A 24830-nucleotide genomic window follows, 5' to 3' on the forward strand; every position below is an offset into this window, starting at 1 on the left:
AGATTTGCACCCACCTTATCCCAGCAACACCTTCGCATGATGCGCGAGGTGATCCTCGATGAACGTCGAGATGAAGTAATAGCCGTGGTCGTAACCTTCATGACGACGCAGCGTGAGCGGCTGACCGGCTGCCTTGCATGCTGCCTCGAACAGGTCCGGATTCAGTTGCTCGGCGAGAAACTGGTCTGCCAGCCCCTGATCGACCAGAATCCCTTCAGCGAATTTCTGCGACGCCCGCGCGACCAGCTCGCTCGCGTCGTAGTGCTTCCATGCTTCGCGGTCCTCGCCCAGATAGCCACTGAACGCCTTCACGCCCCACGGGCAACGCGACGGCGCAGCGATCGGCGCGAACGCGGACACCGAGCGATAGATCTCCGGATTGCGCAGCGCCAGCATCAGCGCTCCGTGACCGCCCATTGAATGCCCGAAGATGCCGAGACGCGCGCCGTCCACCGGTAGATGGGCGAGCACCGTTTCGCGCAGCTCGTCGCGCACGTACGAATACATGCGGTAGTGCTTCGCCCACGGCTGCTGCGTGGCGTCGACATAAAAGCCCGCGCCCACGCCAAAATCCCACGCCGCGCTTTCGCCCGGAACGCCCGCGCCGCGCGGACTCGTGTCTGGCGCAATCAGCGCGATACCGTGCTGCGCGGCGAAGCGCTGCGCGCCGGCCTTCACCGGAAACGTTTCTTCGGTGCAGGTCAGACCCGCGAGATAGAACAGCGCAGGGACGTTGGCAGCGGGTTGCAGCGCTTGCGGCGGCAGGTAGACCGAGAAGCGCATCGGCAGACCGATGGTCTGCGAATCGTGTTTGTAAATACGCTGCTCGCCGCCGTGGCAGGCATGCGAAGACAAGAGTTCAGGCATCGCGACGCTCCCGGTTAGTACAGCACCACCGAGCGGATCGACTCGCCCTTCTTCATCAGATCGAAGCCCTCGTTGATGCGTTCGAGCGGCAGACGGTGCGTGATCAGATCGTCGATATTGATCTTGCCTTCCATGTACCAGTCAACGATTTTCGGCACGTCCGTGCGGCCGCGCGCGCCGCCGAACGCCGAGCCTTTCCATTCGCGGCCGGTGACCAGCTGGAACGGACGCGTGCTGATCTCCTCGCCCGCCGCCGCCACGCCGATGATGAACGACTGGCCCCAGCCCTTGTGCGTGCATTCGAGCGCCTGACGCATCACCTTCGTATTGCCGATGCACTCGAACGAGTAGTCCGCGCCGCCGTCGGTCAGTTGAACGATATGGTCGACCACGTTCTCGACGTCGTTCGGGTTGATGAAGTGCGTCATGCCGAATTTCTTCGCCAGTTCGACGCGGCCCGGATTGATATCGACACCGATGATCTTGTCCGCGCCGACCATCTTCGCGCCCTGGATCACATTCAGGCCGATGCCGCCGAGGCCGAACACCACGACGTTCGCACCCGCTTCGACCTTCGCCGAATACACGACGGCGCCGACGCCTGTCGTCACGCCGCAGCCGATGTAGCAGATCTTGTCGAACGGCGCATCTTCCCGCACTTTCGCGACCGCGATTTCCGGCACGACGATGTAGTTCGAGAACGTGGACGTGCCCATGTAATGAAAGAGCGGCTTGCCGTCCAGCGAGAAACGCGAAGTGGCATCGGGCATCAACCCTTTGCCTTGCGTCGAGCGGATTGCCTGGCACAGGTTGGTCTTGCGCGACAGGCAGAACTTGCACTGACGGCACTCCGGCGTGTAGAGCGGAATGACGTGATCGCCTTTTTTGAGCGTGCCGACGCCGGGGCCCGTGTCCACGATCACGCCTGCGCCTTCATGGCCCAGGATCGCCGGAAAGAGCCCTTCCGGGTCCGCGCCCGACAGCGTGTAGTAGTCGGTGTGGCAAATGCCGGTGGCCTTCACTTCGATCAGCACCTCACCGGCGCGCGGACCTTCCAGATCCACTTCCTCGATCGTCAACGGGGCGCCGGCTTTCCATGCAACGGCTGCTTTGGTCTTCATGATGAATGCTCCTGTGAGTCTGTCGATGCCCGGCGTATCGCGGATCAATGCTTCGCGGCGCGCGGAAATCGGTGTGAAATGATGTGCTGCGCGAGGCGCGGACGCCTACCTTAGCGCGCGAGAACCGTCATGGTATTGCAAAGTGCGTCACGGCATTGTCCAGACAGGACATTGCCCGGTCTGGGGACGCGGCGTGTCGGCGAACCACGTCTCAAGGCGGCCATACAGGTCGAGAAAACGCGCGTAACGCTCGTCGAGCGCCTGGTCGGCGCGCGGACTGGCGACACGCGTCGCACCGGGCGCGAGCGCGGCGAGGTCACCCGCATGCCAGTGTCCACTGGCGAGACCACCGAGGATCGCCGCACCACGCGGCGCGGCGTTCGGACAGTCGACAGCGTGAAGCTCGACTTTCAGCGCGTCGGCCAGCAATTGACGCCAGCGCGCATCGACCGAGCCGCCGCCCGCGAGCTTGAGCGTCGTCACCGTCGCGCCGCTCGCGCGGATTGCGTCGAGCCCGGCGCGCAGCGAGAAAGCGACGCCTTCGAACGCTGCGCGCATCATCGCGCCGCGTGTGTGGTCGAGCGCAAGACCGAGCCAGCCGCCGCGCGCTGCGGGATTGAGCCACGGCGTGCGCTCGCCGGTGAGGTAAGGCAGGAAGGTCAGGTTGGCTGATGCCGCGTGCGGGTGGCGGGTCAGGTTGCGGGTTGCGTTGCCACTTGCGCTTTCGTTCGTGCTGCTGTTCGTGCTTTCGCTCGTGCTGCCGTTCGCGCTGCCGTTCGTGTCGCCGGATGCATCGCCGAATGCATCCTGATATGCATTGGCCCATTCATACGACAGCCACCCGCGCGCACGTTCGAGCGCAATGCCGACGTTCTGCATTGCCGCCATGCGATACCAGTGATCGCTCGCCGCGCGATAGCGATGCAAACCCCTGACCGCGTTGGGCGCCTGCTCCGCGAGCACGACGATCTGCCCGCCCGTGCCGGTGGTGAGCAGCGCGTCGCCATCGCGTGAAAGCCCGCTGCCCAGCGCTGCGCAAGGCGTATCGGCGGCGCCGGTAGCGAGCACAATGCCCGCGCGCAAACCGAGCGCCTGCGCCGCCTTCTCCGATAACGTGCCGCCCGCCGCATAAGACGGCGCCAACGGCGCGAACCACGCACGTGGAATCTCGAGCCGCGCGAGCAACGCGTCGTCCCACACGCCGGCCGGGTCGGCGAGCGCGGTCGCGCACGCGTCGGACGGATCGGTTGCGATCGCGCCGCCTAGCGCGACGCGCAGCCAGTCTTTCGGTTGCAGCGCCCAGCGCGTCTGGCGGGCGGATTGCGGCTCATGCTGCACAATCCAGGCAAGCAGAGGCCCCGCCATGCCGGGTGCAACGGGATTCGGTTGCGGCTCGGGCCAGTGACCGAGCAAGTCGAGCGCACGCGTGTCCGGCCACAACATGGCGGGACGAACGGCCTCACCGTTCTCGTCGATCAGCACGACGCCATGCATCTGGCCGGAGAAGCCGATTGCTTTCACATCGCGACGTGCGTCGGCGGGCAAACGCGCCGATGCGTCGCACAGCGCGCGCCACCAGGTGTGCACGTTCGTTTCGGCCCAGCCGGCGTGAGGTGTCTCGAGCGCGTAGGCGACACTCGTTACGGCCTGCTCGCGCCCGCTTTCGTCGACGATTGCCAATTTGAGGGAACCGGTGCCGAGGTCGATGCCAAGAAAACTCATAGGCGATAGCGCGTGAATAGGACGTGAATGGGACAGGAAGAATGGCCTGCGGAAGGCACGCAATCGACCTTCAAAATGACCGTTTTTATTCGCCACGGGACAGGTCGCCAGACTTGCTGACGAACCCGCGAAAATCCCACATTTCGGGGTTAACCCCGCCATGCCGAAGGCGTCTTTGAAAAACCACTATGCGGCCTCGCAGATACACCTCATTGATTCTCACACATATGCCGCCCTGCCGGGCTCGACTCGTTGACGGCCCTGCATCGCGGCTGCAAGGCGATGCGCGCCACTTCCTCCTGGCCAGACATTAAATTGGCCTTTCAAATGACGCCCGTGCATATCGTCACCGGGAATGCCGGAATAGGCCCCAGTGGTCTTGTGACGCTTTTTCGTCCCCGATACCTTGGAGTCATCCCAAAAACCAGATGGTGGAGACAGACGATATGCAATCGAACACGGTTCACCCGTGCGACGAGCGACTGCCCGCAGGCCAGTTGCTCACCCTCGGCATCCAGCACGTTCTCGTGATGTATGCCGGCGCAGTCGCCGTGCCGCTGATCATCGGCGCCGCACTCAAGTTGCCGAAGGATCAGATCGCTTTCCTGATCAGCGCCGACCTGTTCGCGTGCGGTATCACGACGCTGATCCAGACACTCGGCCTGTGGATTTTCGGTATCCGCCTGCCTGTCATCATGGGTTGCACGTTCGCGGCCGTCGGCCCGATGCTCGCGATCGGCACCAACCCGTCACTCGGCATTCTCGACATCTTCGGCTCGACGATCGCGGCTGGCGTGATCGGTATTCTCATCGCGCCAGCCGTCGGCAAGCTGCTCCGGTTCTTCCCGCCGGTGGTGATCGGCGTCGTGATCTCGGTGATCGGTCTTTCGCTGATGGAAGTCGGGATCAACTGGGCGGCCGGTGGCGTGGGCAATCCCGACTACGGCAATCCGGTGTATCTGGGTCTGTCGCTGGCCGTGCTGATGCTGATTCTGCTGATCAACAAGTTCGCGAAGGGCTTCATCGCCAATATTTCGGTGCTGCTTGGCATCGTGGCGGGCTTCGTGGTCGCATTGCTGCTCGGCCGCGTCAATATGGACGGCATCACGCACGCATCGTGGGTCGGTTTCCCGATGCCGTTCCACTTCGGTCTGCCGCACTTCGACCCGCTCTCGATCGCGACGATGGTCACCGTGATGTTCGTCACGTTCATCGAATCGACGGGCATGTTCCTCGCGGTCGGCGACATGGTGGATCGTCCGGTGAATCAGAAGGCGCTGGTGCGCGGCCTGCGTGTCGACGGCCTGGGCACGGTGATCGGCGGCATCTTCAACTCGTTCCCGCATACGTCGTTCTCGCAAAACGTTGGCCTGATCGGCGTGACGGGCGTGAAAAGCCGCTTTGTCTGCGCGATGGGCGGCGTGATCCTGGTACTGCTCGGCCTGTTCCCGAAGATGGCGCAAGTGGTCGCCTCGGTGCCGGCGTTCGTGCTTGGCGGCGCGGGTATCGTGATGTTCGGCATGGTGGCGGCGAACGGCATCAAGGTGCTGGCCAAAGTCGACTTCGTGCGGAACCAGCACAACCTGTTCATCGTCGCGGTGAGTATCGGCATGGGCCTCGTGCCGGTGGTGTCGCCGCACTTCTTCTCGCAACTGCCCCCGGCACTCACGCCGTTGCTGCATAGCGGGATTTTGCTGGCTTCGGTGTCGGCGGTGCTGTTGAACCTGATTTTCAACGGCGTGAAGAGCGAAAAGAACGCGCAGAGCGAGATCCGCGAAGCGGGTCACGATTTCGACGGCCGCGGCGGCAAGGACGCCCATCGCGACGAAATGCTGCGCGCGGCTGATCTGCACTGAACGCATGAATGACCGCCTCGCGTGATGCGATTCACGCGGGCGCGGCAGATGAAAAAAAGCCACGGCATGCCGTGGCTTTTTTGTTGCTGGCCGATGTTGCTGGCCGATGTTGCTGGCCGTTGCTGCTGGCCGTTGTTGCTGGCCGTTGTTGCTCGCCGTTGTTGCTCGCCGTTGTTGCTCGCCGTTGTTGCTCGCCGTTGTTGCTCGCCGTTGTTGCTCGCCGTTGTTGCTCGCCGTTGTTGCTCGCCGTTGTTGCTGGCCATGGCCGGCCACGGCGACTGTCCGACAAAACAGCGCGGCCCCGATCAGTTCCGGAAGCCTCGCTGCATCAACACGTCCAACCTCACCCAGCAGTAGCCGCCGACGCAGCCACCGGCGCGCTCGCCGCACCGTAATCGACCGGTGCATCAGCCGGGCGCGGCTGGTCGCCGTTGTGCTCGATCCAGCCGCCGCCGAGCGCCTGGTACAACGTCACCAGATTCTGCAGACGCTCCATGCGCGCGGTGATCAACGACTGCTGCGACGAATACAGATCGGTCTGCGCGGTCAGCACCGACAGATAGCTGTCGACGCCGTTCGTATAACGCAGGTTCGACAGATCGAGCCGGCGCTGTTCGGCAAACGTATTGCGCTCCAGCGACTCGATCTGCTGATCGTACGTGCCGCGTGCGGCGAGGCCGTCCGCCACTTCGCGGAAGGCCGTCTGGATCGCCTTCTCATACGTGGCGATCTGGACGTTCTTCTGGATGTTCGCGAGATCGAGATTGGCCAGGTTCTGGCCGCCTTCGAAGATCGGCAGTGTGATCGACGGTGCAAAACTCCATGCCGCCGAACCCGGCTTGAACAGGCCGCCGAGCGTCGGGCTCAGTGTGCCGAAGCTGCCGGTAAGCGACACTTTCGGGAAGAACGCTGCGCGCGCCGCGCCGATATTCGCATTGGCCGCGAGCAGGTTTTCCTCGGCCTCCATGATGTCCGGACGACGCGTGAGCAGGTCGGAAGGCAAACCGGCCGGAATATCCGTGAGGAGATTCTGATTGTCCAGCGCCATGCCCGGCGGCAGATCCGCCGGCAGCGGCTCGCCGATCAACAGCACGAGCGCGTTGTCCGCCTGAGCCCGCAGACGCTGCTGCGACTGCAGATTGGCGCTCGCCTGCTCGACCACCGTTTGCGACTGACGCAGATCCAGTTCGGTGCCCGTGCCGTTGTCGAACTGGAGCTTTGTGATCCGGTACGACTCCTGCGCGGTCTTCAGCGTGTTCTGCGTGACCTTCAGCAGATCGTCGAGCTCCAGCACCGTGAGGTACTGGTTCGCAACCTGCGAGACCAGCGCGATTTCCGCCGCCTTGCGTGCCTGCGCGGTGGCCAGGTACTGCGCCAACGCCTGGTCCTTCAGGCTCTGGATCCGGCCGAAAAAGTCGATTTCCCACGACGCGTTCAGACCGACCGAATACGAGTTCGAGATGGTCTGGTCGAAGAACGACAGATCTCTCGGCGTGCGCGACTTGCTTTGCGATGCCGACGCGTCGAGCGTCGGGAGCAGACCCGCGCGCACGATGCGGAACTGCGCCGCCGATGCCTGCATGTTCAGCACCGACACGCGCAGATCGCGGTTGTTCTTCAACGCGACTTCGATCAGCTTCTGCATACGCGGATCGACGAAGAAATCGCGCCAGCCGATGTCGGCTGCCGCCTGGCCATTCGCGCTGCGCGAGGCGCCCGTCGTGCCGGGCTGCTGCTGACCCGGCTGGGTTGCGCCCGGCTGCGCGTCGTACACGCCGCCCGTCGGGAAGGTGCTCGTCACGGGCGGCGCCGGACGCTGGTACTTCGGCGCCAACGTGCAACCCGCTGCGAAGAGCGCGACTGCTACTGCAATCAGAGAGTGTTTTTGCATCTCAATGTCCGTCCTTGCCCGAGCCTTCGTCAGTCGACGCGCCCGCCGCCCCGCCGCCATCACGAGGATGGTGCTGGTCGTAATGAGCGAGCGCCACATCCGGGTCTTCTTTTTCGCCGCCGAACTTCGCGCGAATCACGACGAAGAACATCGGGATCATGAAAATCGCGAGGAAGGTCGCCGTCAACATCCCGCCGATCACGCCCGTACCAATCGCGTGCTGGCTCGCGGAGCCGGCGCCGTTACTGATTGCGAGCGGCATCACGCCGAGAATGAACGCGAGCGAAGTCATCAGAATTGGCCGCAACCGCAGACGCGCCGCTTCGAGCGCGGCCTCGACCGGTCCCATGCCTTCACCCTGCTGCAGCTCGCGGGCGAATTCCACGATCAGGATCGCGTTCTTCGCCGACAGACCCACCGTGGTCAACAGACCCACCTGGAAGAACACGTCGTTCTCGAGTCCGCGCAGCGTGGCGGCCAGCAGCGCGCCGATCACGCCGAGCGGCACCACCATGATCACCGAGAACGGGATCGACCAGCTTTCATACAGCGCCGCGAGACACAGGAACACGACGAGGATCGAGATGCCATACAGAATCGGCGCCTGCGAACCCGACTGGCGTTCCTGCAGCGACAGACCCGTCCACTCGTAACCAATGCCCGCCGGCAGCTTCGCCACGAGCGCTTCCATGGCCGTCATGGCCTGACCGGTCGACTTGCCCGGTGCCGCCGCCCCCTGGATTTCCACCGCGGAAATACCGTTGTAGCGCTCCAGCTTCGGCGAACCGTAAGTCCATGTGCCGCTTGCGAACGACGAGAACGGCACCATGCCACCCGCCGAATTGCGCACGTACCATGCGTTCAGGTCTTCCGGCTTCATGCGGAACGGTGCATCGCCCTGCAGGTACACCTTCTTGATCCGGCCGTCGGTGTCGAGGAAGTTGTTCACGTACTGCGACGCCCACGCGATCGAGAACGTCTGGTCGATCGTCGCCAGCGACACGCCGAGCGCCGACGCCTTCTCGTGATCGATATCCACCTTGAACTGCGGCGTATCGTTCAGGCCGTTCGGACGCACCTGCGCCAGGGTCGGATCTTTCGACGCGAGACCAAGCAGCATGTTGCGCGCTTCCATCAGCTTCTCGTGGCCGATACCCGCCCGGTCCTGCAGTTCGAAGTCGAAGCCCGCAGCCGTGCCGAGTTCTGGAATGGACGGCGGATTCACCGGATACACCAGCGCGTTCTTATAGCTGCCGAAGTGCATGAAGAGACGTCCCACCAGCGCCTGGACCTTCTGGTCCGAATGCTGACGCACCGAGTAGTCCTTCATCCGCACGAACACGAGACCCGCGTTCTGGCCGCGACCGGCGAAGCTGAAGCCGTTCACCGTGAAGGTCGATTCCACGATGCTCTTCTCGGTATTGAGCAGATAGTCGGAAATGTCCTTCAACGCCCTCGCCGTGGTTTCCTGCGTGGAGCCCGACGGCGTTTGCACCAGCACGAACATCGTGCCCTGGTCTTCGTCGGGCAGGAACGACTTCGGCAGGCGCACGAACAGCAGACCCACCGCGACGATCACCACCATATAGATGATGAGCCAGCGGCCCGAACGCTTGATCACGTGCGCCACGCCCGAGTGATACTTGTCGCGGCTGCGGTTGAACGTGCGGTTGAACCAGCCGAAGAAGCCGGTGGTTTTTTCCTCGTGGCCCTTCTCGACCGGCTTGAGGATCGTCGCGCACAACGCCGGCGTCAGAATCAATGCGACCAGCACCGACAGCACCATTGCCGCCACGATCGTCAGCGAGAACTGACGGTAAATCGCGCCGACCGAACCGCCCGAGAATGCCACCGGCACGAACACCGCCGAGAGCACCAGTGCCACGCCCACCAGCGCGCCGGTAATCTGGTCCATCGCCTTGCGGGTTGCGTCACGAGGCGATAAGCCTTCCTCCTGCATCACCCGCTCGACGTTTTCCACCACCACGATCGCATCGTCCACCAGCAAGCCGATGGCGAGCACCAGCCCGAACATGGACAGCGTATTGATCGAGAAACCGACGATACCCATGATCGCGAACGTGCCCAGCAGCACCACCGGCACGGCGATCGTCGGGATCAGCGTGGCGCGCAGATTCTGCAGGAACAGGTACATGACCAGGAACACCAGCACGATACCTTCGAGCAGCGTCTTGACCACTTCCTCGATCGACAGGCGCACGAACGGCGTGGTGTCGTACGGGTACTGCACGACCAGACCATGCGGGAAGTACTTCGACAGTTCGGCGACCTTCGCGCGCACCGCCTTGGCCGTGGCCAGCGCGTTCGCGCCCGTGGCGAGCTGAATACCGAAGCCTGCCGTCGGCTGACCGTTGTACTTGGTGTCGAAGTTGTAGTTTTCGCCGCCGAGTTCGATGTGACCCACGTCCTTGATCCGGACTTGCGAGCCGTCCGGGTTCACCTTCAGCAGAATGTTGCCGAACTGTTCGGGCGTGTTGAGCAGCGTGGCTTCCGTGATGGTGGCCTGCAACACCTGACCCGGCACCGACGGCGTGCCGCCGAGCGAGCCGCCCGCAACCTGAACGTTCTGCGCCTGCAACGCCGCCTCGACATCGACCGGCGTCAGCCCGAAGTTGGTGAGCCGGTTGGCGTCCAGCCAGATCCGCATCGCGTACTGCGAGCCGAACAGCGTCACCGTGCCCACACCGTCGATACGGCTGACCGGATCCTGAATGTTCGACGCGACGTAGTTCGCCAGGTCGTACTTGTTCATGCTGCCGTCTTCGGAGACGAACGCCATGACCAGCAGGAAGCTGCTGCTCGACTTCGTCACCTTCGTACCGAGCTGCTGAACGGCTTGCGGCAGCAGCGGCGTGGCGAGCTGCAGCTTGTTCTGTACCTGAACCTGCGCGATGTCAGGGTTGGTGCCGGCCGCGAACGTCAGCGTGATGGTTGCCGTACCCGAGTCGTCCGACGTGGACGACAGATACAGCAAGTGGTCGAGACCACTCATCTGCTGCTCGATCACCTGCGTGACGGTGTTTTCCACCGTCTTCGCCGATGCGCCCGGGTACGTTGCGCTGATCTGCACGGCCGGCGGGGCAATCGTCGGGTATTGGGCGATCGGCAATGTGAACACCGACGCGATACCCGCGAGCATCAGAATAATGGCGATCACCCATGCAAAAATCGGGCGATCGATAAAGAACTTTGCCATGAGGCGGGCTCCCTGTTATTACGCGCCCGATGCAGCAGAGGCGGGTTGAGCCGTCTGCGCAGCACCGCTGGCGGCCGGCGCGCCTTGAGCGGACGCGTCGGAAGCGGGTGTGGCGGGAAGTTGCGCGGCAACCGTCTTGACCTGCATGCCGGGCTTGGCCTTGTCGGTACCCTGGACGATCACGCGGTCGCCGGCCTTCAGGCCGCTCTCGACCACCCAGTTCGAACCGTACGTGCCGGAGGTGACGAGCTGACGCAACACGACTTTGTCGTCGCTGCCGACAACCAATGCGGTCGGCTGACCTTTCTGGTCGTGGGTGATGCCCACTTGCGGCACCACGAGCGCGTTCTCGTTCACGCCTTCCTGAATCCTCGCGCGCACGAACATGCCCGGCAGCAGCACCTTGTCCGCGTTTTTGAAGATCGCGCGGATCGTGACCGAGCCGGTGCCCTGGTCGACCGTGACGTCCGTGAACTGCAGCTTGCCCTGCTCCGAATACGTGCGGCCGTCTTCGAGGATCAGCGACACCTTGGCGGCGTCCGGGCCGGTCGTCTTCAGCCGGCCTTCCTGTATCTCGCGGCGCAGTTTCAGGCCATCGAGACTCGATTGCGTCAGATCGACATAGGTCGGGTCGAGCTGCTGAACGGTGGCCATCAGCGTGGCGGCGCTCGCCTGCACATAGGCGCCCGGCGTCACTTGCGAGATGCCGATCTGGCCGCTCACCGGCGAGGTCACGTCCGTGTAGCCGAGGTTGATCTGCGCCGTGTCCACCGCCGCCTTGCCGGCGGCGACGTCGGCCGCGGCCTGGCCTTCCGAGGCCACCGCGTTGTCGTAATCCTGCTTGCTGACCGCGTTGGCCGCCACCAGCACCTTGTAGCGGTTGGCCTGCGCGGTGGTCGACACGAGGTTCGCCTGCGCCTTCGCGAGCGACGCCTTCGCGTTGTTCAGCGCGGCGATATACGGCGCCGGATCGATCTTGTACAGACGCTGACCTGCCTTGACCTGGTCACCCTCCGTGAATTCGCGGCGCAGCACGATGCCGTCGACCCGCGCGCGCACTTGCGCGACGAGGAAAGCACTGGTACGGCCGGGGAGTTCGGTGACGACGGGCACGGCCGTCGGCTGGACAGTCACGACGCCGACTTCGGGCGTTTGCTGCGGCGGGGCAGATTGTTTTGGTCCGCACGCTGCCAGCAATACGGCAGCCGTCGCGGCACTGATTAAGCGGAATGGAACCCGTTCGACGCGCATGGAGCGACCTCTGTCAAAGACTGAGAAGAAAAAGTGCGCGCATCCCTACCCCGGGGACGACAGCACACACAGGCGTCTTGCGACGCTTGACCGGAAGCCCACGGATGCAAATCGAACCTGCATGGCATCCCGGGCGAAGATGCGCCAAGTCGGGGAAATGCGGCACGGCGCCACCCTACCAGCACGGCGCAAACAGCGTTTGAAAGGCAACAGTGACGGATATTAACCGGTCGTCACGGCTTGGGCTATCCGATCGTGGGGTGCTATTATATATACATCCACGAATGCATGTAAAAGAGCGTTTTAGTTCTCGCAGGGGACGGGGACCGCAGGATTGCTTCGGAATACAGTAGATAGTAGACAGAACGTCGCCGAGCGCTTCTGAAAGCGCTCGGGAAAACCCCAGAATCAGGGCAGGTCAAATCAAATGGTCAGAAGAACCAAAGAAGAAGCGCTGGAGACGCGCAACAGCATTCTAGACGCGGCCGAGCGCGTATTTTTCGAGAAAGGGGTGTCCCGCACGTCGCTGGCCGACATCGCGCAGGCTGCGGGCGTCACGCGCGGCGCAATCTACTGGCACTTCGCACATAAAAGCGATCTGTTTACCGAAATGTTCGACCGTGTGCTGTTGCCGCTCGACGAACTCAAGGCCGCCTCGCAAGATCCCAACGAACCCGACCCGCTCGGCCGACTGATGGAAATCTGTGTGGTGTGCCTGCGTGACACGGCGAACGATCCACATCGGCGGCGCGTGTTCGACATCCTGTTTTTGAAGTGTGAACTGGTCGAGGAAATGGGCCCGGTCATGGTCCGCTATCAGACCAATATGCGCGAAGGGCTTGCCAAGATAGAGGGCGGCCTGCGCAATGCCGTGTCGAAGGGTCAGCTTCCCACTGATTTCGACGCCAGGATCGCGGCGGCAATGGTGCACGCTTTCGTCAGCGGGTCATTGCGAGACATGCTGTTTTTGCCCGACGCGACCGACTTCGGCGCGCACGCACGCCAAATGGTCGAGGCGCTGTTCGACGCGCTGCGGCTGAGCCCCGCGTTGCGCAAGGGCCCGGCTTAAATCGTGTGAAGCTAAGGCGGCAGCGCAGGGTCTCGCCGCCGCATGAATGGCCACGGATTCACATCTGCGCCGCCGGCGAATTGCCGCAATTCTTCAGTCGCGCGAAAAAAGACAACCTTCAGTGTTCGCTGATCCAGCGCGCGATATATAAAAGCAACGCCACCAGAAAGATCATCGCGGCCCACGCCCAGTTCGGCACCGCATGCGGACCCGATTCGCGATGCGACACGCCATGCGTGACGCCGTGCGACACGCCATGCGTGACGCCGTGCGACACGCTCGCCGCGCGCCCGATTACCCCGCTGTCATGCTCCACGCGGGCGCGCCGGGCCATGCCGCCCAGGCTGATCGGCCGCAAAAAAACGTGCTGGCGCCGCGCCGACGAACCGCCCGCCTCGTTGGACCCCTGCCCATGCTTGGCACGCACGACCGCGCTGAATTCGGCGAAGAAGTCGTCGGCGAGATCGTGCAGCGCCTTTTCCAGCTGACGGGTCGGAAGTTCGGCAAGCGGGCCGGAAGACGTTGCCCAGATTGCGTATTCGATATGTGTGCTGCGCCCGCGATCGGGATCGCCGCCTGACGCTCCCTCCTCCGCGCGCAATCTCACTTCGATCTGACCGCGCAACGCGCCAATGCCTTCGGCACGCGCCTTGAAATTGATGGTCCGGCGCTGCGCGTCAGCCGGCCCGGAATCCTGGCCGGCCACATGAGCGCGCGTGTCGTAATGCGCGCGCAGCGGCCCGAGCGGCACCGTCATGCTTAACGCATATTCGCCGCGCGCGAGGCGTGTGAACGACTCGCAATGGTCGAGACTGGCCCGTAACAACGCAAGATCCTGCAGCGCGTCCCATACGACGGACGGCGCGAGCGGAATCCGCAATGCGTCGCTCAGCTCCATGACAGTCTCTCCGATGAGTCGCAATCAGGATGTCTGATCGATCCGGTCGACGCGCGAAGGGTAAAAAGCGAGATAGCCCTTGATCTGCGAAGCCTGCTCGAACGGCTCTTCGTAACTCCAGACGGCGTTTTCGATCAGCCCGTCTTCGGTCAGCAGATGAAAATACGACGCGTCGCCCTTGAACGGGCAATGGGTGGCGTGCGGCGAGCGCTGAAGGCGCGCCATGTTCACGTCCGCGCGCGGAAAATAGAACACGTCGGGCAGGCCCGTTTCGCTCAGTGTCAGCCCGGCATGGGTGTCGGCCATCGTCACCCCGCCATGAATGATGCGCACCCGGTGGCTGTTGCCGGTAATCGAGATGGTGTGGCCGCCCGCGCTTTCGCCGGGGTTCGCGTGAGGCATCAAGGCATCGCTCATGTCTCGGCTCCATGATGGTGGAAGAGTCAGTTCCAGTCGGCGTGCGGCCATGCAAACAGTAAAGCCACGGGGCGCGCCCGTGGCTTCATTATCGGCCAAACCGCCGTCGGCCGTGCGGCCTTCCTGCGCGATTTGCGGCCGCTGCCCCGGCCGCCGCAGGACCGCGCACGCGGGCCCCGCGACAGGCTCGCGCGCTCGAACGCGCTTACTGCGTATTCCAGTAGAACGCCGCCTTGGCGGTGCCCTTTGCCGGAATCGTCACTGCCTTGGTCTGGTCGTGATCCTTGTATTGCGCATGCACGGTATAGCGGCCCGGGCGCAGCTTCACGAGCATGTAAGGCCCGCGCGAATCGGCCTTCAGCACGTCGCTACCATGCGCGTCGACTATGCGCACGTGGACGTCGGCGAGAAAATCCGAGCCGGGTCCGGTAAAGCGCAGCGACAGCGGCCACTGGCTTTGCGCATGCTGGAGCGCTTTGGATTCGTCGAGTCCGACGCCGCCCGACACGTACGATATGTCGCCTTGCTGCTGGATTTGCGGCAGACCACCGCCGTTGGCATTGCCCGCGCTGCTTTGATCGGTGGTCGATCCGCCGGTCACGTCGCTTGCCTGGGCGTACGCGCCGCCCGCCAGACTGAACGTGAGCGCCGCGCACACCGCGGCGGCTACGATCTTTCGCTGATTGCGTTGGGGTTTCATCGATTCCCTCCTTGTTAAGGTCCTTGTCGCCCGGGGATGGACGCGGCGACGGTCGTGAGATTCGCCGCGATGAGCCCGGATCAGCCCAGACGCAACCTGCGTGCCACACGTCGGGCCGTACCGGCCGGAGACGACAGAAGACGGTTCGTCCGTCTGGCCGCTACCTGCCGCGTCGCCGCGCCTGGTTCGTGGCAAGCGCGACAGGGCCGAAAAAAAGCCGGTTGTGGCACATCGTGCAACGAACCGGCAAGCATTACGTTCAAAGCGCCTGACTGGTCAGCCGAGGTCGACCGGCACGAAAATCTGCGCGTTGTCGCGCTGGATCAGCAGCGCGATGCTGTTGCCCGCACCGGCGATCATCTGCTTTAACTGATCGACGCTCGTGATCGGCCGGCCGTTGACAGCCAGAATCACATCGCCTGGCTGGATACCCGCGCTTTCCGCCGCGCCGCCCGACTGCTGCACGAGTAGCCCGTGCGACACCGATGCGCCGCTCTTTTCTTCCGGCGTCAACGGACGCACCGCCACGCCGAGCCGCCCTTGCAGCTGCGTCGGCTGATCGGCTTTGTCGTTCGACGCTGTCTTCAAATCCGACAGCGAGCCGATCGTCACCTTCAGGTCCTTGGTGGACTTGTCGCGCCACACCTGCACGTTAGCCGAGCTGCCCGGCGTGAGGCTCGCGACCTGCGACGGCAGATCCGACGAGTCAGTGACCGGCTCGCCATTCACCGACAGGATCACGTCGCCAGGCTGCAGCCCGGCCTTCGCGGCGGGACCGCCCGGGTCGACCGAACTGACGAGCGCGCCCTGCGGCTTTTGCATGCCGAACGAATCGGCGAGCGTCTGGTTCATGCCCTGCACGGCCACACCCAGGCGCCCGCGGCTCACGTGGCCCGTCTTGACGATATCGTCCTTGACCTTGATCGCTTCACTGATCGGGATCGCGAACGACAGGCCCTGGAAGCCGCCCGTCTGCGAGTAGATCATCGAATTGATGCCGATCACTTCGCCTTGCAGGTTAAAGAGCGGACCACCTGAATTGCCCGGATTGACCGGCACGTCGGTCTGAATGAACGGCGTGTAGTTCTCGTTGGGCAACGAACGCGACTTCGCGCTGATGATGCCGGAGGTCACCGTATTGTCGAAACCGTAAGGCGAGCCGATCGCGACGACCCACTGCCCCACTTTGCTCTGGCGCGGATCGCCGATCTTCACGGTCGGCAGATTGCTGGCGTCGATCTTCAGCACGGCGACGTCGGACTGCTTGTCGGCGCCCACCACCTTGGCCTTGAACTCGCGTTTGTCGGTGAGCTTGACGGTCACGACATTGGCGCCGTCCACCACGTGCGCGTTGGTCAGGATATAGCCGTCCGCGCTGACGATAAAGCCTGAACCGAGGCTCGCGCTCGGCTGGTCGGCCGCGTCACCGCCCTCGCCGCCGTCGCCGCCTTGCATCCCGGGCATACCGCCGAAGAAGTGTTTGTAGAACTGATAGAAGGGATCGCTCGGGTCGATCGGCAACTGATTGCCGCCACTATTGCCGTTACCCGGATTGCCGCGCAATGCGGTCTGCTTGACTACGTGCTTCGCGCTGATGTTGACGACCGCCGGGCCGTAGGTTTCGACGAGGCCCGAAAAATCGGGAATGCCGGTTTTCGCGGCAGCTTCAGCGGGCATCATCGCGGCCTGCGCCGGCGAGATGACCTGCGGCGCGGGCACGTCGCGATGCCCCGCCACGTAGCCGGCGGACAGCGCCACGGCTACAGCTACGGCAACCGCACTGCGAGACAAGGTTTTCGCGTTCATCGTGTACTCCTGACTGGGAGAAAAGGCTGTGGAATGTCTCGAAGCGTACGGGGCATCGCTTAAAAGAGTCTTAAGCAGCGGCCGACGCTTCCCGAACCTTTACCGGGCTCTTTTAAGCCCTGTTTAAGGCACGTTTCGATCCATTCCCGACACGTTACGAACGCCAGGCTCTCCTTTCGATTCAGAAGCGCACGGTGACCTGCAAGCCGCCCGCTGGCGATTCGTCGAGCGAGATGGCCGCGTGATGCTGCGTCGCGATGCGGCGCACGATCGCGAGGCCAAGGCCGGAGCCCGCCACGTCCGTGCGCACGCGATTCTCGCCCGCGCCGGCGCGGTAGAACCGATCGAACACGCGATCGCGCTCGGCTGGCGCAATGCCCGGCCCGCTGTCCGCGATACGCACCACGGGGTGCCCTTCCTCGACACGCAGGCCGACATCGACACGGCCGCCGCGCGGCGTGTACTTGGTCGCGTTGTCGACGAGATTGTTGAACATTACCCGCAGCGCTTCCGGGTCGCCGATCACGGTGGCGGATTCGTTTGCGTCGATGCCGAGGTCCACGCCGCGATTCTGCGCGAGCGGCGAATAAGCGATCACGCAGTCCTGCAGCAACGCGCGCAGATCGATCGCGTCGGTTGCGGCAAGCCCGTCCGGCTCGGAACGCGCCAGCGCGAGCAGTTGCTCGGCCAGACGCGTGGCGCGCGTCACGCCCGCCTGCAGATCGGCGAGCGCCTCGCTGCGGGCGGCGTCGTCCTTGGCGCGTGCCACGAGTTGCGACTGGATCTGCACGGCGGCAAGCGGCGTGCGCAGTTCGTGCGCGGCATCGGCGACAAACGCTTTCTGGATATCCAGCGCGGTGGCCAGCCGCTCCAGCAGTCCGTTCAGTGCGCGCACGAGCGGCTGCACCTCGAGCGGCAGACGCTGATCGGGCAGCGGATCGAGCGCCTCGGGATGCCGCGCGTCGAGCGCGGTCGTGACACGTCGCAGAGGCCGCAGCCCGCGCCCGACGATCACCCACACGGCAAGCCCCAGCAGCGGCAACAGCACGATCAGCGGCCACAGCGTGCGCAGCGCGACGTTGGCCGCAAGCCGGTTGCGCACCGACACCGGCTGCGCGAGCTGCACGACGTTATCGCCGACGATCGCACCATAGACGCGCCATTCGCCGCGGTCCGTGTGCTCGGTGGAAAAGCCGAGTTCGGCGCGCGGCGCGAGCGGCGCGCGCGGACGCGAGTAGTACATCAGCACGCCGTTGCGATTCCAGATCTGCAGTACGATGCCTTCGTCGCCGGTATCGCGCGAACCCAGCACCTGTGAGAACGGTTCCGACGGCAACGCCGCCGCAATCTGCTCCAGCTGATAATCAAACAGTTCATTGGCTTCGGCGAGCGCCTGCCGGTAAATCAGCCAGCCTGCGATACCCACGCCGAGCAACACCAGCGCAAGCAGCCAGAACAGCAACTGACGACGAATCGAACGCATCGGCTCAGCCGTCCTTCGCGATCATGTAGCCCAGCCCGCGGACGTTGCGGATCAGCTCGGCCCCGAGCTTCTTGCGTAGCGCATGAATGTAGACCTCGACCGTATTGCTGCCGATTTCCTCGCCCCATCCGTACATTTTTTCCTCGAGTTGACTCTTCGAGAGTACAGCGCCCGGCCGTGCGAGCAACGCCTCGAGCAGCGCGAATTCACGCGCTGACAGCGCCACCGGCGCGCCGTCGAGCGTCACCTGATGAGACGCGGGGTCGAGCGTGAGATTGCCGTGGCGGATCGTCGAGTCGCTGCGCCCCGATTGACGGCGGATCAGCGCGCGCATGCGGGCGCCGAGTTCATCGAGATCGAAAGGTTTGACAAGGTAATCGTCGGCGCCCGCGTCGAGGCCTTTCACCCGATCGGCGACGGCATCGCGCGCGGTAACGATCAGCACGGGGAGCGCATGGCCGCGCGCACGCAGCGTGCGCAGCACGTCGAGCCCGTCGCGTTTGGGCAGACCGAGGTCGAGCAGCACGAGATCGTAAGGCTGACTGCCTGCCGCGCTGAGCGCCGCTTCGCCGTCTTCGACCCAGTCGACCGCGAAGCCCTCGCCGCGCAGTGCCTTACGCACGCCTTCGGCGATCATCCGGTCGTCTTCGACAAGCAATATGCGCATGGTTGTACGGTTCCAGAACGTTCGATGATGCCGCATTCTAGCGCCCGCACCCGGCATGCGGGCCGCGTGGCGCTTTTTCCACCGCAGCGTGGCGGCATGTCTCTACAATGAGCGCTCCGCGTCGCGCGATGCTTCGACTCGCGCGCGGGAAGTGATGCGCAACGTATGAAGCCGCACCACTTGAAGGACCGACCGATGCCGCGTTGGCAGACGTGCGATCCGGCTGCAAACGGCAAGCGCCGAGCTTTGCCATTTACACCGAGGTTGCCGCACGCAAGACGCGCCGAACAAAAAATTGCTCTAACGCCCTGTTCTCTGCCCGTTCATGACGCTCGCTTTACTGTCTTCCTTTGCGCGCCGCGTAGCGCTGCGCGCCCGGTCCTCCGCTACGGCGTCTGCTGGTTCTGCTGGTTCTTGTGGTTCATCTGATTCCTCCCTTTCCTCCGTTACCTTTCCGGCTTCCATGCGCGCCGCGGTTTTGACCGCGGGCCGCAGCGAGCGCGGCGTTCACCGCTTCGCATTGCGCACCGGCGCATGGCTGCTCGCGTGCGCCGCGCTCGGCGGCTACGGCACGTCGCTGCCGCTTGCAGCGCAGGCGCGGGTCAAAGCCGAGCACCCGAGCATCAACGTCACCACCGTGTTGCCGCGGCCCGTCATGGCCGGACTGCAACGGGCGCACGTGCCGTTGTCGTCGATCAGCGTGGTGGTGGAGAAAGTGGGCGACCGCACGCCGATCGTCGCGCTAAATGCCGGCAAGCCGATGATGCCCGCGTCGACGATGAAACTCGTCACCACCTACTCCGGCCTGTCGATTCTCGGCCCCGACTACCGCTGGCGCACGAGCGCTTACGCGGATGGCACGGTCGACGAGAACGGCGTGCTGCACGGCAATCTGTACATTCAGGGCACCGGCGATCCGAAGCTCGTGCCGGAAGAACTGATCGATCTCGTGCAGAAGATCCACAAGGCGGGCATCAATGGTATCGACGGCGCGCTCGTGCTCGACAAGCGCTACTTCGATCCGTCCACGCGCGACCTGCCGCCATTCGACGACGACGCCACCGCGCCTTACAACGTCGGCCCCGATCCGCTGCTGTACGCGTTCAAGTCGCTGTCGTTCACGCTCACGCCCTCGCCCGACGGCAGTGTCGCGATCGACGTGCTGCCCGCGCTCGCGCAACTGCAGATCGACAATCAGATGCGCGCGGTGAACGGACCATGCCGTGGCGACGCGGCTTCGGTTTCGCCTGCGGTCACGCCGCAGCCGAACGGCACGCTGGTCGCCTCGTTTGCCGGCGACTACCCGGTGCGCTGCGGCCCGCGCACGATCAACGTCGCGGTGCTCGATCACTCGGCGTTCTTTGCCGGCGGTTTTCTCGCGTTGTGGAAGCAGACGGGCGGCACGTTCAACGGAACGACGCGCGAAGGCGCCGTACCTGTTGGCGCAAAACTGGTCGCCACGCATCAGGGGCCGATGCTGTCCGACATCGTTCGCGACATCAACAAGTTCAGCAACAACACGATGGCGCGCAACCTGTTTCTGACCATCGGCGCCGCTGAAGAAAAAGGTCCCGCCACGCCCGCGAAAGCGGCGCGCGCGATTCAGGCGTTCCTGCACCGCGACGCGCTCGACATGGAATATCTGACGCTCGACAACGGCTCGGGGCTCTCACGCGAGGAACACGTGACCGCGCTCTCGCTTGCCGATCTGCTGCAGCGCGCCAATGCAAGCCCGGTTGCGCAGGTGTTCGTCGAGTCGCTGCCTATTGCGGGCGTCGACGGCACGATGCGCAACCGCCTCACCAACGCGGGCGCGGGTGGCAACGCGCACATCAAGACCGGCACCTTGCGCGACGTGCGCGCGATTGCCGGTTATGTCGCTTCCGCCGACGGCAACAGCTACGTCGTGGTGAGCATCATCAACGATCCGCATTCCGAGGCGGCCGGCGCCGCGCATGACGCGTTGCTCGAATGGGTTTATCAGGGACCGTCGCAGGGCTTGACGAAAGTGTCGGCGCCCATCATGGAAGCGCCTGTCGGCAAGCCCAGGAAAAACCCGCACAAGCGCGGCGCTCACTGAGTATTTCTTCTATAGCGCTGCGCGCCGCGACGCGTGCGAGCGTGTACGCTGTCGGGCAGTGTTGGAGGGGCGCAAAGTGCAGCGCGCGCGGCCCACTCGAACGATAACGACAGCGACCGCCGCCACCCGCGCGGCGGCCAGGGACCACGGAGGAAGACACGATGCAATTCGACGCCGAATTGCTGCTGCTCGCCATGGCGCCGGTCTTTCTCGCATGCATTGGCTGGGAGGCGTGGCACCTGCGGCGCACGCGCCCGGACGCGCAGCTCTATAGCTGGCGCGACACGCTCTGCAACGCCGCGCTCGCGCTCATGCAGCAAGCCGCCGACAAGCTCGCTTGGCTTGTCGTCATTCCCGTCTACGCATTTGTCTACGACCACTACCGCGTCTACACGTGGCCCGCTGGCTGGGTCTCGTTCATCGTGCTGTTCGTCGCGCAGGATCTGCTCTACTACGTCTTTCACCGTTGCAGCCACCGTGTGCGCTGGCTGTGGGCCGCGCACGTCGTGCATCACTCGTCGGAGCGGATGAATTTTTCGACCGCGTTCCGGCAGAGCCTGATGTATCCGGTTGCGGGCATGTGGCTGTTCTGGATTCCGCTCGCCGTGCTGGGATTCGCGCCGAAGCAGATTGTCGCCATCGTGCTGATCAATCTCGGCTTTCAATTTTTCGTGCACACGCAGGCAATCGGCAAACTCGGCTGGCTCGAATACGTGTTCAACACGCCGTCCATCCACCGCGTACATCACGCGCGCAATGATCGTTATATCGACCGCAACTATGCCGGCGTGCTGGTGATCTGGGATCGGCTGTTCGGCAGCTACGTCGACGAAGATCCGCACGACGCGCCCGTCTACGGCATTGTCGAGCCGCTGCACACCTATAACCCGCTGAGGGCGACGTTTCACGAATGGGCGTCGATGGCGCGCGATGTCGCGAGCGTGCGCGGCTGGCGCAACAAGTGTCGCGCGCTTTTCGCGCCGCCGGCGTGGGCCGCCGATTATCACGCCCGCTTCGGCGAGCGCCCGTCGTTGCCGCGCGGCGACACGAATCCGCGCCAAAACCCTACGGGCGCGTTTCAAACGTCACGCAGACGCTAGAAGATTCTGTAAGCTGTCGTCACGCCGCCGACGCGGTGGGCGCTGCCTGCACCACACGGCACCAAGGCCATACAAACGAGGAGATGTAGTCAACATGAGTCAAACAGCATCGAGGAAACAACCGTGGCTGCGCGCCACGCAGATCGCGCTGGCGAGCACCGCATTTGCCCTGCTCGCAGCCTGCGGCGGTGGCGGCGACAATAACAATTCGAGCAGCACGCCGGCAGGCGGCGTCAAACTGCAGGTCGTGTCGTTCGGCGACAGCCTGTCCGACGTGGGCACCTATGCGCCGGTGATCCAGTCGAGTTTCGGCGGCGGCCGCTTCACGACCAATCCGGGCGAAGTGTGGACGCAGAAGGTCGCGGAATACTACGGCGGCACGCTGACAGCCGCCTACGTGGGCGGCTTCGGCCAGCCGCTCGTCGCGACAGGCGGCTATGGTTATGCACAAGGCGGATCGGACGTCGTCAACGCCCAAGGCCAAGGCTGGGCGCCGAACAACATGGCGGCCACGACGGTGCCGGTCGTCACTCAGGTGGCCAACTACCTGAGCGCGCATGCAAGCTTCAACTCGAACCAGCTCGTGCTCATCAACGGTGGTGCCAACGACATCTTCCAGTTCGCGGGGACAACCGCGAATCTGACTGCTCTTGGCGCTGCGCTTCAGACGCAATACCCGTTGCTCGTGCAGGCCGGCAAGCTGCCGAACTCGCAGGCGGGCCAGGTGGCGTTCATCGTCGGCTACCTGCAGCAGTTGTCGAACCCGCAGATCGCGACCGCCGCGAGCCAGCTCGCAGCGCAGGTTCAAACCATCGTCAATTCGGGTGCGACGCACGTGGTGGTGGCAACGGTGCCGGACATCGGCAACACGCCGCTCGGCGTCCAGGCCAACGCGAGCGCGCCGGGTTCGGCTGCGTTGTTGACGGGCATCACCGCCGCATTCAACTACCTGCTGGTTCAGAACCTGACGGCCCTCGGTCTGGTGAGTTCAGGCAAGGTTATCGTCGCCGATGCGTTCACGTGGCTGGATCAGCAGTTGCCGAACTACAAGGCGCTGGGCTTCACGGTCTCCAATACGGATACGGCCTGTAACCTGAGCCTGATGGTGAAGAACGCCACGGCTTACGCGACGGCCAATCCCAGCGCAACAAACGGTTTGACGCCGGCTCAGTACGGCGCCCAGTTCGGTTCGTCGCTGTTCTGTTCGCCGCAGACGTACACGGTGGCCGGCGCCGACCAGACCTACATGTTCGCGGACACGGTCCACCCGAGCACGCACACGCACGCGTTGTTTGCACAGTACGTGCAGCAGCAGATTGCCGCGACGGGTTTGGGGAAATAAGTCGAAGGCAGCCGCCTTGCGGCTTTCACCGATGGTTGAAACGCCCGGCTTGCTGGTCAAGCCGGGCGTTTTTTGTTTGTTGACGCCGCATTGCGGATGCAGACCGGCTGCGGGCGTTTCGCAAAGGCCGTACGAATCTCGCAAGTCGCGCGGATTTCGCAAGTCACACGGATCTCGCAAGTCACACGGATCTGGCAAGTCGCACGAGTCGCACAAAGCGCACAAAAGGCACAGGCCGCCGCAGCCGCAGCCGCACAAACCGCATTTATCCTTGTGCTTCGAACGCAGCGGCGGCCCGACCGAGCCGATCATTGACCGCGATCCATTCGATCGTGTCCGGCAGTTTCTCGATCAGAATCCTCGACACGTTCGCGCGATCCAGCGCTCGCAGCAAGCCGTATAGTTCGCGCGCATAGACATGCGGGTCTTCGGGTGCCGCGATGAAATGCACGCCCTCCGCATCGGCCCAATGACCGGCGCGGGAGGCACGCGCGACCAGCGCCACGCGTTCCCCTGCGTCCCGCCCGGCGAGCAGCGGTTCGAGCATGCCGAAGGGCAGCAACGCCAGCGGCGTGCGCGGCGCGTAATGCGCTTTCAACGTACCGGACGCACGCGGCGCGGTGGCGTCCGAACCGTCCGGCAAACGCGGCGATTCGCCCAGCACGTCCGCGATATCTTGCGGCGTCACGCGACCGGGCCGGAGCAACGCCGGAAAGCCGCGCGACAGATCCAGAATGGTCGATTCAATGCCGACATCGGACGCGCCGCCGTCCAGCACGTGAATCGCGCTGCCGAATTCGTCGCGTACGTGCTGCGCCGTGGTGGGGCTGACATGACCAAAGCGGTTCGCCGACGGGGCAGCGACGCCGCCATGACCGCCGCGCAATGCGCTGAATGCGTCCAGCAGCGCTTGCGCAACCGGATGCGACGGGCAGCGCAAACCGACCGAATCCTGCCCACCGCTCACGGCCGGATTGATACGCTGCGCGCGCTTCAGGATCAGCGTGAGCGGGCCGGGCCAGAATGCATCGATCAGGCGTTGCGCGTCGGCCGGCAAATGGTCGACCCAATAAGCCGGGTCGCCTTGGGGCGCGAGATGAACGATCACGGGATGGTTGGCCGGCCGCCCCTTTGCCGCGTAAATGCGTGCGACGGCGTCCGGGCTTTCGGCGTCGCCACCCAGGCCGTACACCGTCTCGGTAGGAAACGCGACGAGGCCGCCTGCGTCGAGCAACGCTGCCGCGTGCTCAATCTGCGCGGCGCTGACGGGCAGGTCGCCGGACGCGCCCGCGAGGATGTCGCGCGCCGGGCTTCCGGCAGGTTTCTGTTGGTCCGGCATGGCG

General features: G+C 64.1%; 19 protein-coding genes. 6 read left to right on the forward strand and 13 right to left on the reverse strand.

Translation table 11 applies throughout. The features are described 5' to 3' along the window. Positions 1–15: 15 nt before the first annotated feature. The 3 genes from fghA to AAGS40_RS11930 form a co-directional block, all read right to left on the reverse strand. On the reverse strand, positions 16–867 hold the full coding sequence (gene fghA / locus AAGS40_RS11920) for an S-formylglutathione hydrolase (RefSeq protein ID WP_345811574.1): 852 nt from the start codon (positions 865–867) through the stop codon (positions 16–18). A gap of 14 nt (positions 868–881) precedes the next feature. Further along, complete coding sequence (locus AAGS40_RS11925) at positions 882–1988, reverse strand: S-(hydroxymethyl)glutathione dehydrogenase/class III alcohol dehydrogenase (protein ID WP_345811576.1); 1107 nt, start codon at positions 1986–1988, stop codon at positions 882–884. Positions 1989–2135: 147 nt separating this feature from the next. Next, positions 2136–3710: an FGGY family carbohydrate kinase gene (locus AAGS40_RS11930; RefSeq protein ID WP_345811578.1), complete on the reverse strand. Its 1575-nt coding sequence runs from the start codon at positions 3708–3710 to the stop codon at positions 2136–2138. 446 nt (positions 3711–4156) lie between these two features. Here AAGS40_RS11930 and AAGS40_RS11935 point away from each other — a divergent pair, with 446 nt between their 5' ends. After that, positions 4157–5566 (forward strand): nucleobase:cation symporter-2 family protein, encoded by a 1410-nt coding sequence (locus AAGS40_RS11935; protein ID WP_345811580.1) that lies wholly within the window; start codon positions 4157–4159, stop codon positions 5564–5566. A gap of 48 nt (positions 5567–5614) precedes the next feature. After that, positions 5615–5923, forward strand: coding sequence for a hypothetical protein (locus AAGS40_RS11940; RefSeq protein ID WP_345811581.1), 309 nt, complete (start codon positions 5615–5617; stop codon positions 5921–5923). Here the strand turns inward: AAGS40_RS11940 and AAGS40_RS11945 are convergent. From AAGS40_RS11945 to AAGS40_RS11955, 3 genes are read right to left on the reverse strand one after another with little or no spacing between them, the layout of a single operon-like run. Next, the gene (locus AAGS40_RS11945) at positions 5910–7457 is read right to left on the reverse strand and encodes an efflux transporter outer membrane subunit (RefSeq protein WP_345811583.1); all 1548 of its coding nucleotides are present in this window, start codon (positions 7455–7457) and stop codon (positions 5910–5912) included. The genes AAGS40_RS11940 and AAGS40_RS11945 overlap by 14 nt on opposite strands. Position 7458: 1 nt before the next feature. After that, positions 7459–10674, reverse strand: coding sequence for an efflux RND transporter permease subunit (locus AAGS40_RS11950; RefSeq protein WP_345811584.1), 3216 nt, complete (start codon positions 10672–10674; stop codon positions 7459–7461). 18 nt (positions 10675–10692) lie between these two features. Further along, a complete protein-coding gene (locus tag AAGS40_RS11955; RefSeq protein WP_345811587.1) occupies positions 10693–11925 on the reverse strand; it encodes an efflux RND transporter periplasmic adaptor subunit in 1233 nt (410 codons plus the stop codon). A gap of 427 nt (positions 11926–12352) precedes the next feature. On the opposite strand from AAGS40_RS11955, the gene AAGS40_RS11960 reads away from it, so the two are divergent. Then, positions 12353–12994: a TetR family transcriptional regulator gene (locus AAGS40_RS11960; RefSeq protein ID WP_345811589.1), complete on the forward strand. Its 642-nt coding sequence runs from the start codon at positions 12353–12355 to the stop codon at positions 12992–12994. A 118-nt stretch (positions 12995–13112) separates the two neighbouring features. On the opposite strand, the gene AAGS40_RS11965 is transcribed toward AAGS40_RS11960, so the two are convergent. The 6 genes from AAGS40_RS11965 to AAGS40_RS11990 form a co-directional block, all read right to left on the reverse strand. Beyond that, positions 13113–13892, reverse strand: coding sequence for an SRPBCC domain-containing protein (locus AAGS40_RS11965; protein WP_345811591.1), 780 nt, complete (start codon positions 13890–13892; stop codon positions 13113–13115). Between the two features lie 24 nt (positions 13893–13916). Then, positions 13917–14309, reverse strand: coding sequence for a DUF427 domain-containing protein (locus AAGS40_RS11970; RefSeq protein WP_345811593.1), 393 nt, complete (start codon positions 14307–14309; stop codon positions 13917–13919). A gap of 205 nt (positions 14310–14514) precedes the next feature. Then, positions 14515–15009, reverse strand: a complete 495-nt coding sequence (locus tag AAGS40_RS11975; protein WP_345811595.1) for a carboxypeptidase regulatory-like domain-containing protein — start codon at positions 15007–15009, stop codon at positions 14515–14517. A gap of 276 nt (positions 15010–15285) precedes the next feature. After that, positions 15286–16815 carry a DegQ family serine endoprotease gene (locus AAGS40_RS11980; RefSeq protein WP_345811598.1) on the reverse strand — a complete coding sequence of 510 codons (1530 nt, stop codon included), beginning with the start codon at positions 16813–16815 and terminating at the stop codon, positions 15286–15288. A 181-nt stretch (positions 16816–16996) separates the two neighbouring features. Further along, entirely contained in the window at positions 16997–18298 is a 1302-nt protein-coding gene (locus tag AAGS40_RS11985; protein WP_345811600.1) for an ATP-binding protein, read from the reverse strand. 4 nt (positions 18299–18302) lie between these two features. Next, positions 18303–18965 carry a response regulator gene (locus AAGS40_RS11990; protein WP_345811601.1) on the reverse strand — a complete coding sequence of 221 codons (663 nt, stop codon included), beginning with the start codon at positions 18963–18965 and terminating at the stop codon, positions 18303–18305. Positions 18966–19428: 463 nt separating this feature from the next. Here AAGS40_RS11990 and dacB point away from each other — a divergent pair, with 463 nt between their 5' ends. The 3 genes from dacB (at position 19429) to AAGS40_RS12005 (ending at position 23487) form a co-directional block, all read left to right on the forward strand. After that, positions 19429–21045, forward strand: a complete 1617-nt coding sequence (dacB, locus tag AAGS40_RS11995; RefSeq protein ID WP_345811603.1) for a D-alanyl-D-alanine carboxypeptidase/D-alanyl-D-alanine-endopeptidase — start codon at positions 19429–19431, stop codon at positions 21043–21045. Between the two features lie 161 nt (positions 21046–21206). Then, positions 21207–22145: a sterol desaturase family protein gene (locus tag AAGS40_RS12000; RefSeq protein ID WP_345811605.1), complete on the forward strand. Its 939-nt coding sequence runs from the start codon at positions 21207–21209 to the stop codon at positions 22143–22145. Between the two features lie 94 nt (positions 22146–22239). Beyond that, on the forward strand, positions 22240–23487 hold the full coding sequence (locus tag AAGS40_RS12005; RefSeq protein WP_345811606.1) for an SGNH/GDSL hydrolase family protein: 1248 nt from the start codon (positions 22240–22242) through the stop codon (positions 23485–23487). Positions 23488–23752: 265 nt separating this feature from the next. Here AAGS40_RS12005 and AAGS40_RS12010 read toward each other — a convergent pair whose 3' ends face one another. Further along, positions 23753–24826 carry an L-threonylcarbamoyladenylate synthase gene (locus AAGS40_RS12010; protein ID WP_345811607.1) on the reverse strand — a complete coding sequence of 358 codons (1074 nt, stop codon included), beginning with the start codon at positions 24824–24826 and terminating at the stop codon, positions 23753–23755. Positions 24827–24830: the final 4 nt, after the last annotated feature.

It is taken from the genome of Paraburkholderia sp. PREW-6R (assembly GCF_039621805.1).
Classification (GTDB): Bacteria; Pseudomonadota; Gammaproteobacteria; order Burkholderiales; family Burkholderiaceae; genus Paraburkholderia.

Excerpts from the sequence above, each read along its gene's own strand:
- AAGS40_RS11965 (WP_345811591.1), bottom strand. The coding sequence starts at position 13,892 with ATGGAGCTGAGCGACGCATTGCGGATTCCGCTCGCGCCGTCCGTCGTA.
- AAGS40_RS11935 (WP_345811580.1), top strand. The coding sequence starts at position 4,157 with ATGCAATCGAACACGGTTCACCCGTGCGACGAGCGACTGCCCGCAGGC.
- AAGS40_RS12010 (WP_345811607.1), bottom strand. The coding sequence starts at position 24,826 with ATGCCGGACCAACAGAAACCTGCCGGAAGCCCGGCGCGCGACATCCTC.
- AAGS40_RS11990 (WP_345811601.1), bottom strand. The coding sequence starts at position 18,965 with ATGCGCATATTGCTTGTCGAAGACGACCGGATGATCGCCGAAGGCGTG.
- AAGS40_RS11940 (WP_345811581.1), top strand. The coding sequence starts at position 5,615 with ATGAAAAAAAGCCACGGCATGCCGTGGCTTTTTTGTTGCTGGCCGATG.
- fghA (WP_345811574.1), bottom strand. The coding sequence starts at position 867 with ATGCCTGAACTCTTGTCTTCGCATGCCTGCCACGGCGGCGAGCAGCGT.
- dacB (WP_345811603.1), top strand. The coding sequence starts at position 19,429 with ATGCGCGCCGCGGTTTTGACCGCGGGCCGCAGCGAGCGCGGCGTTCAC.
- AAGS40_RS11985 (WP_345811600.1), bottom strand. The coding sequence starts at position 18,298 with ATGCGTTCGATTCGTCGTCAGTTGCTGTTCTGGCTGCTTGCGCTGGTG.
- AAGS40_RS11930 (WP_345811578.1), bottom strand. The coding sequence starts at position 3,710 with ATGAGTTTTCTTGGCATCGACCTCGGCACCGGTTCCCTCAAATTGGCA.
- AAGS40_RS11950 (WP_345811584.1), bottom strand. The coding sequence starts at position 10,674 with ATGGCAAAGTTCTTTATCGATCGCCCGATTTTTGCATGGGTGATCGCC.
- AAGS40_RS11955 (WP_345811587.1), bottom strand. The coding sequence starts at position 11,925 with ATGCGCGTCGAACGGGTTCCATTCCGCTTAATCAGTGCCGCGACGGCT.
- AAGS40_RS11970 (WP_345811593.1), bottom strand. The coding sequence starts at position 14,309 with ATGAGCGATGCCTTGATGCCTCACGCGAACCCCGGCGAAAGCGCGGGC.
- AAGS40_RS12000 (WP_345811605.1), top strand. The coding sequence starts at position 21,207 with ATGCAATTCGACGCCGAATTGCTGCTGCTCGCCATGGCGCCGGTCTTT.
- AAGS40_RS12005 (WP_345811606.1), top strand. The coding sequence starts at position 22,240 with ATGAGTCAAACAGCATCGAGGAAACAACCGTGGCTGCGCGCCACGCAG.
- AAGS40_RS11960 (WP_345811589.1), top strand. The coding sequence starts at position 12,353 with ATGGTCAGAAGAACCAAAGAAGAAGCGCTGGAGACGCGCAACAGCATT.
- AAGS40_RS11980 (WP_345811598.1), bottom strand. The coding sequence starts at position 16,815 with ATGAACGCGAAAACCTTGTCTCGCAGTGCGGTTGCCGTAGCTGTAGCC.
- AAGS40_RS11925 (WP_345811576.1), bottom strand. The coding sequence starts at position 1,988 with ATGAAGACCAAAGCAGCCGTTGCATGGAAAGCCGGCGCCCCGTTGACG.
- AAGS40_RS11945 (WP_345811583.1), bottom strand. The coding sequence starts at position 7,457 with ATGCAAAAACACTCTCTGATTGCAGTAGCAGTCGCGCTCTTCGCAGCG.
- AAGS40_RS11975 (WP_345811595.1), bottom strand. The coding sequence starts at position 15,009 with ATGAAACCCCAACGCAATCAGCGAAAGATCGTAGCCGCCGCGGTGTGC.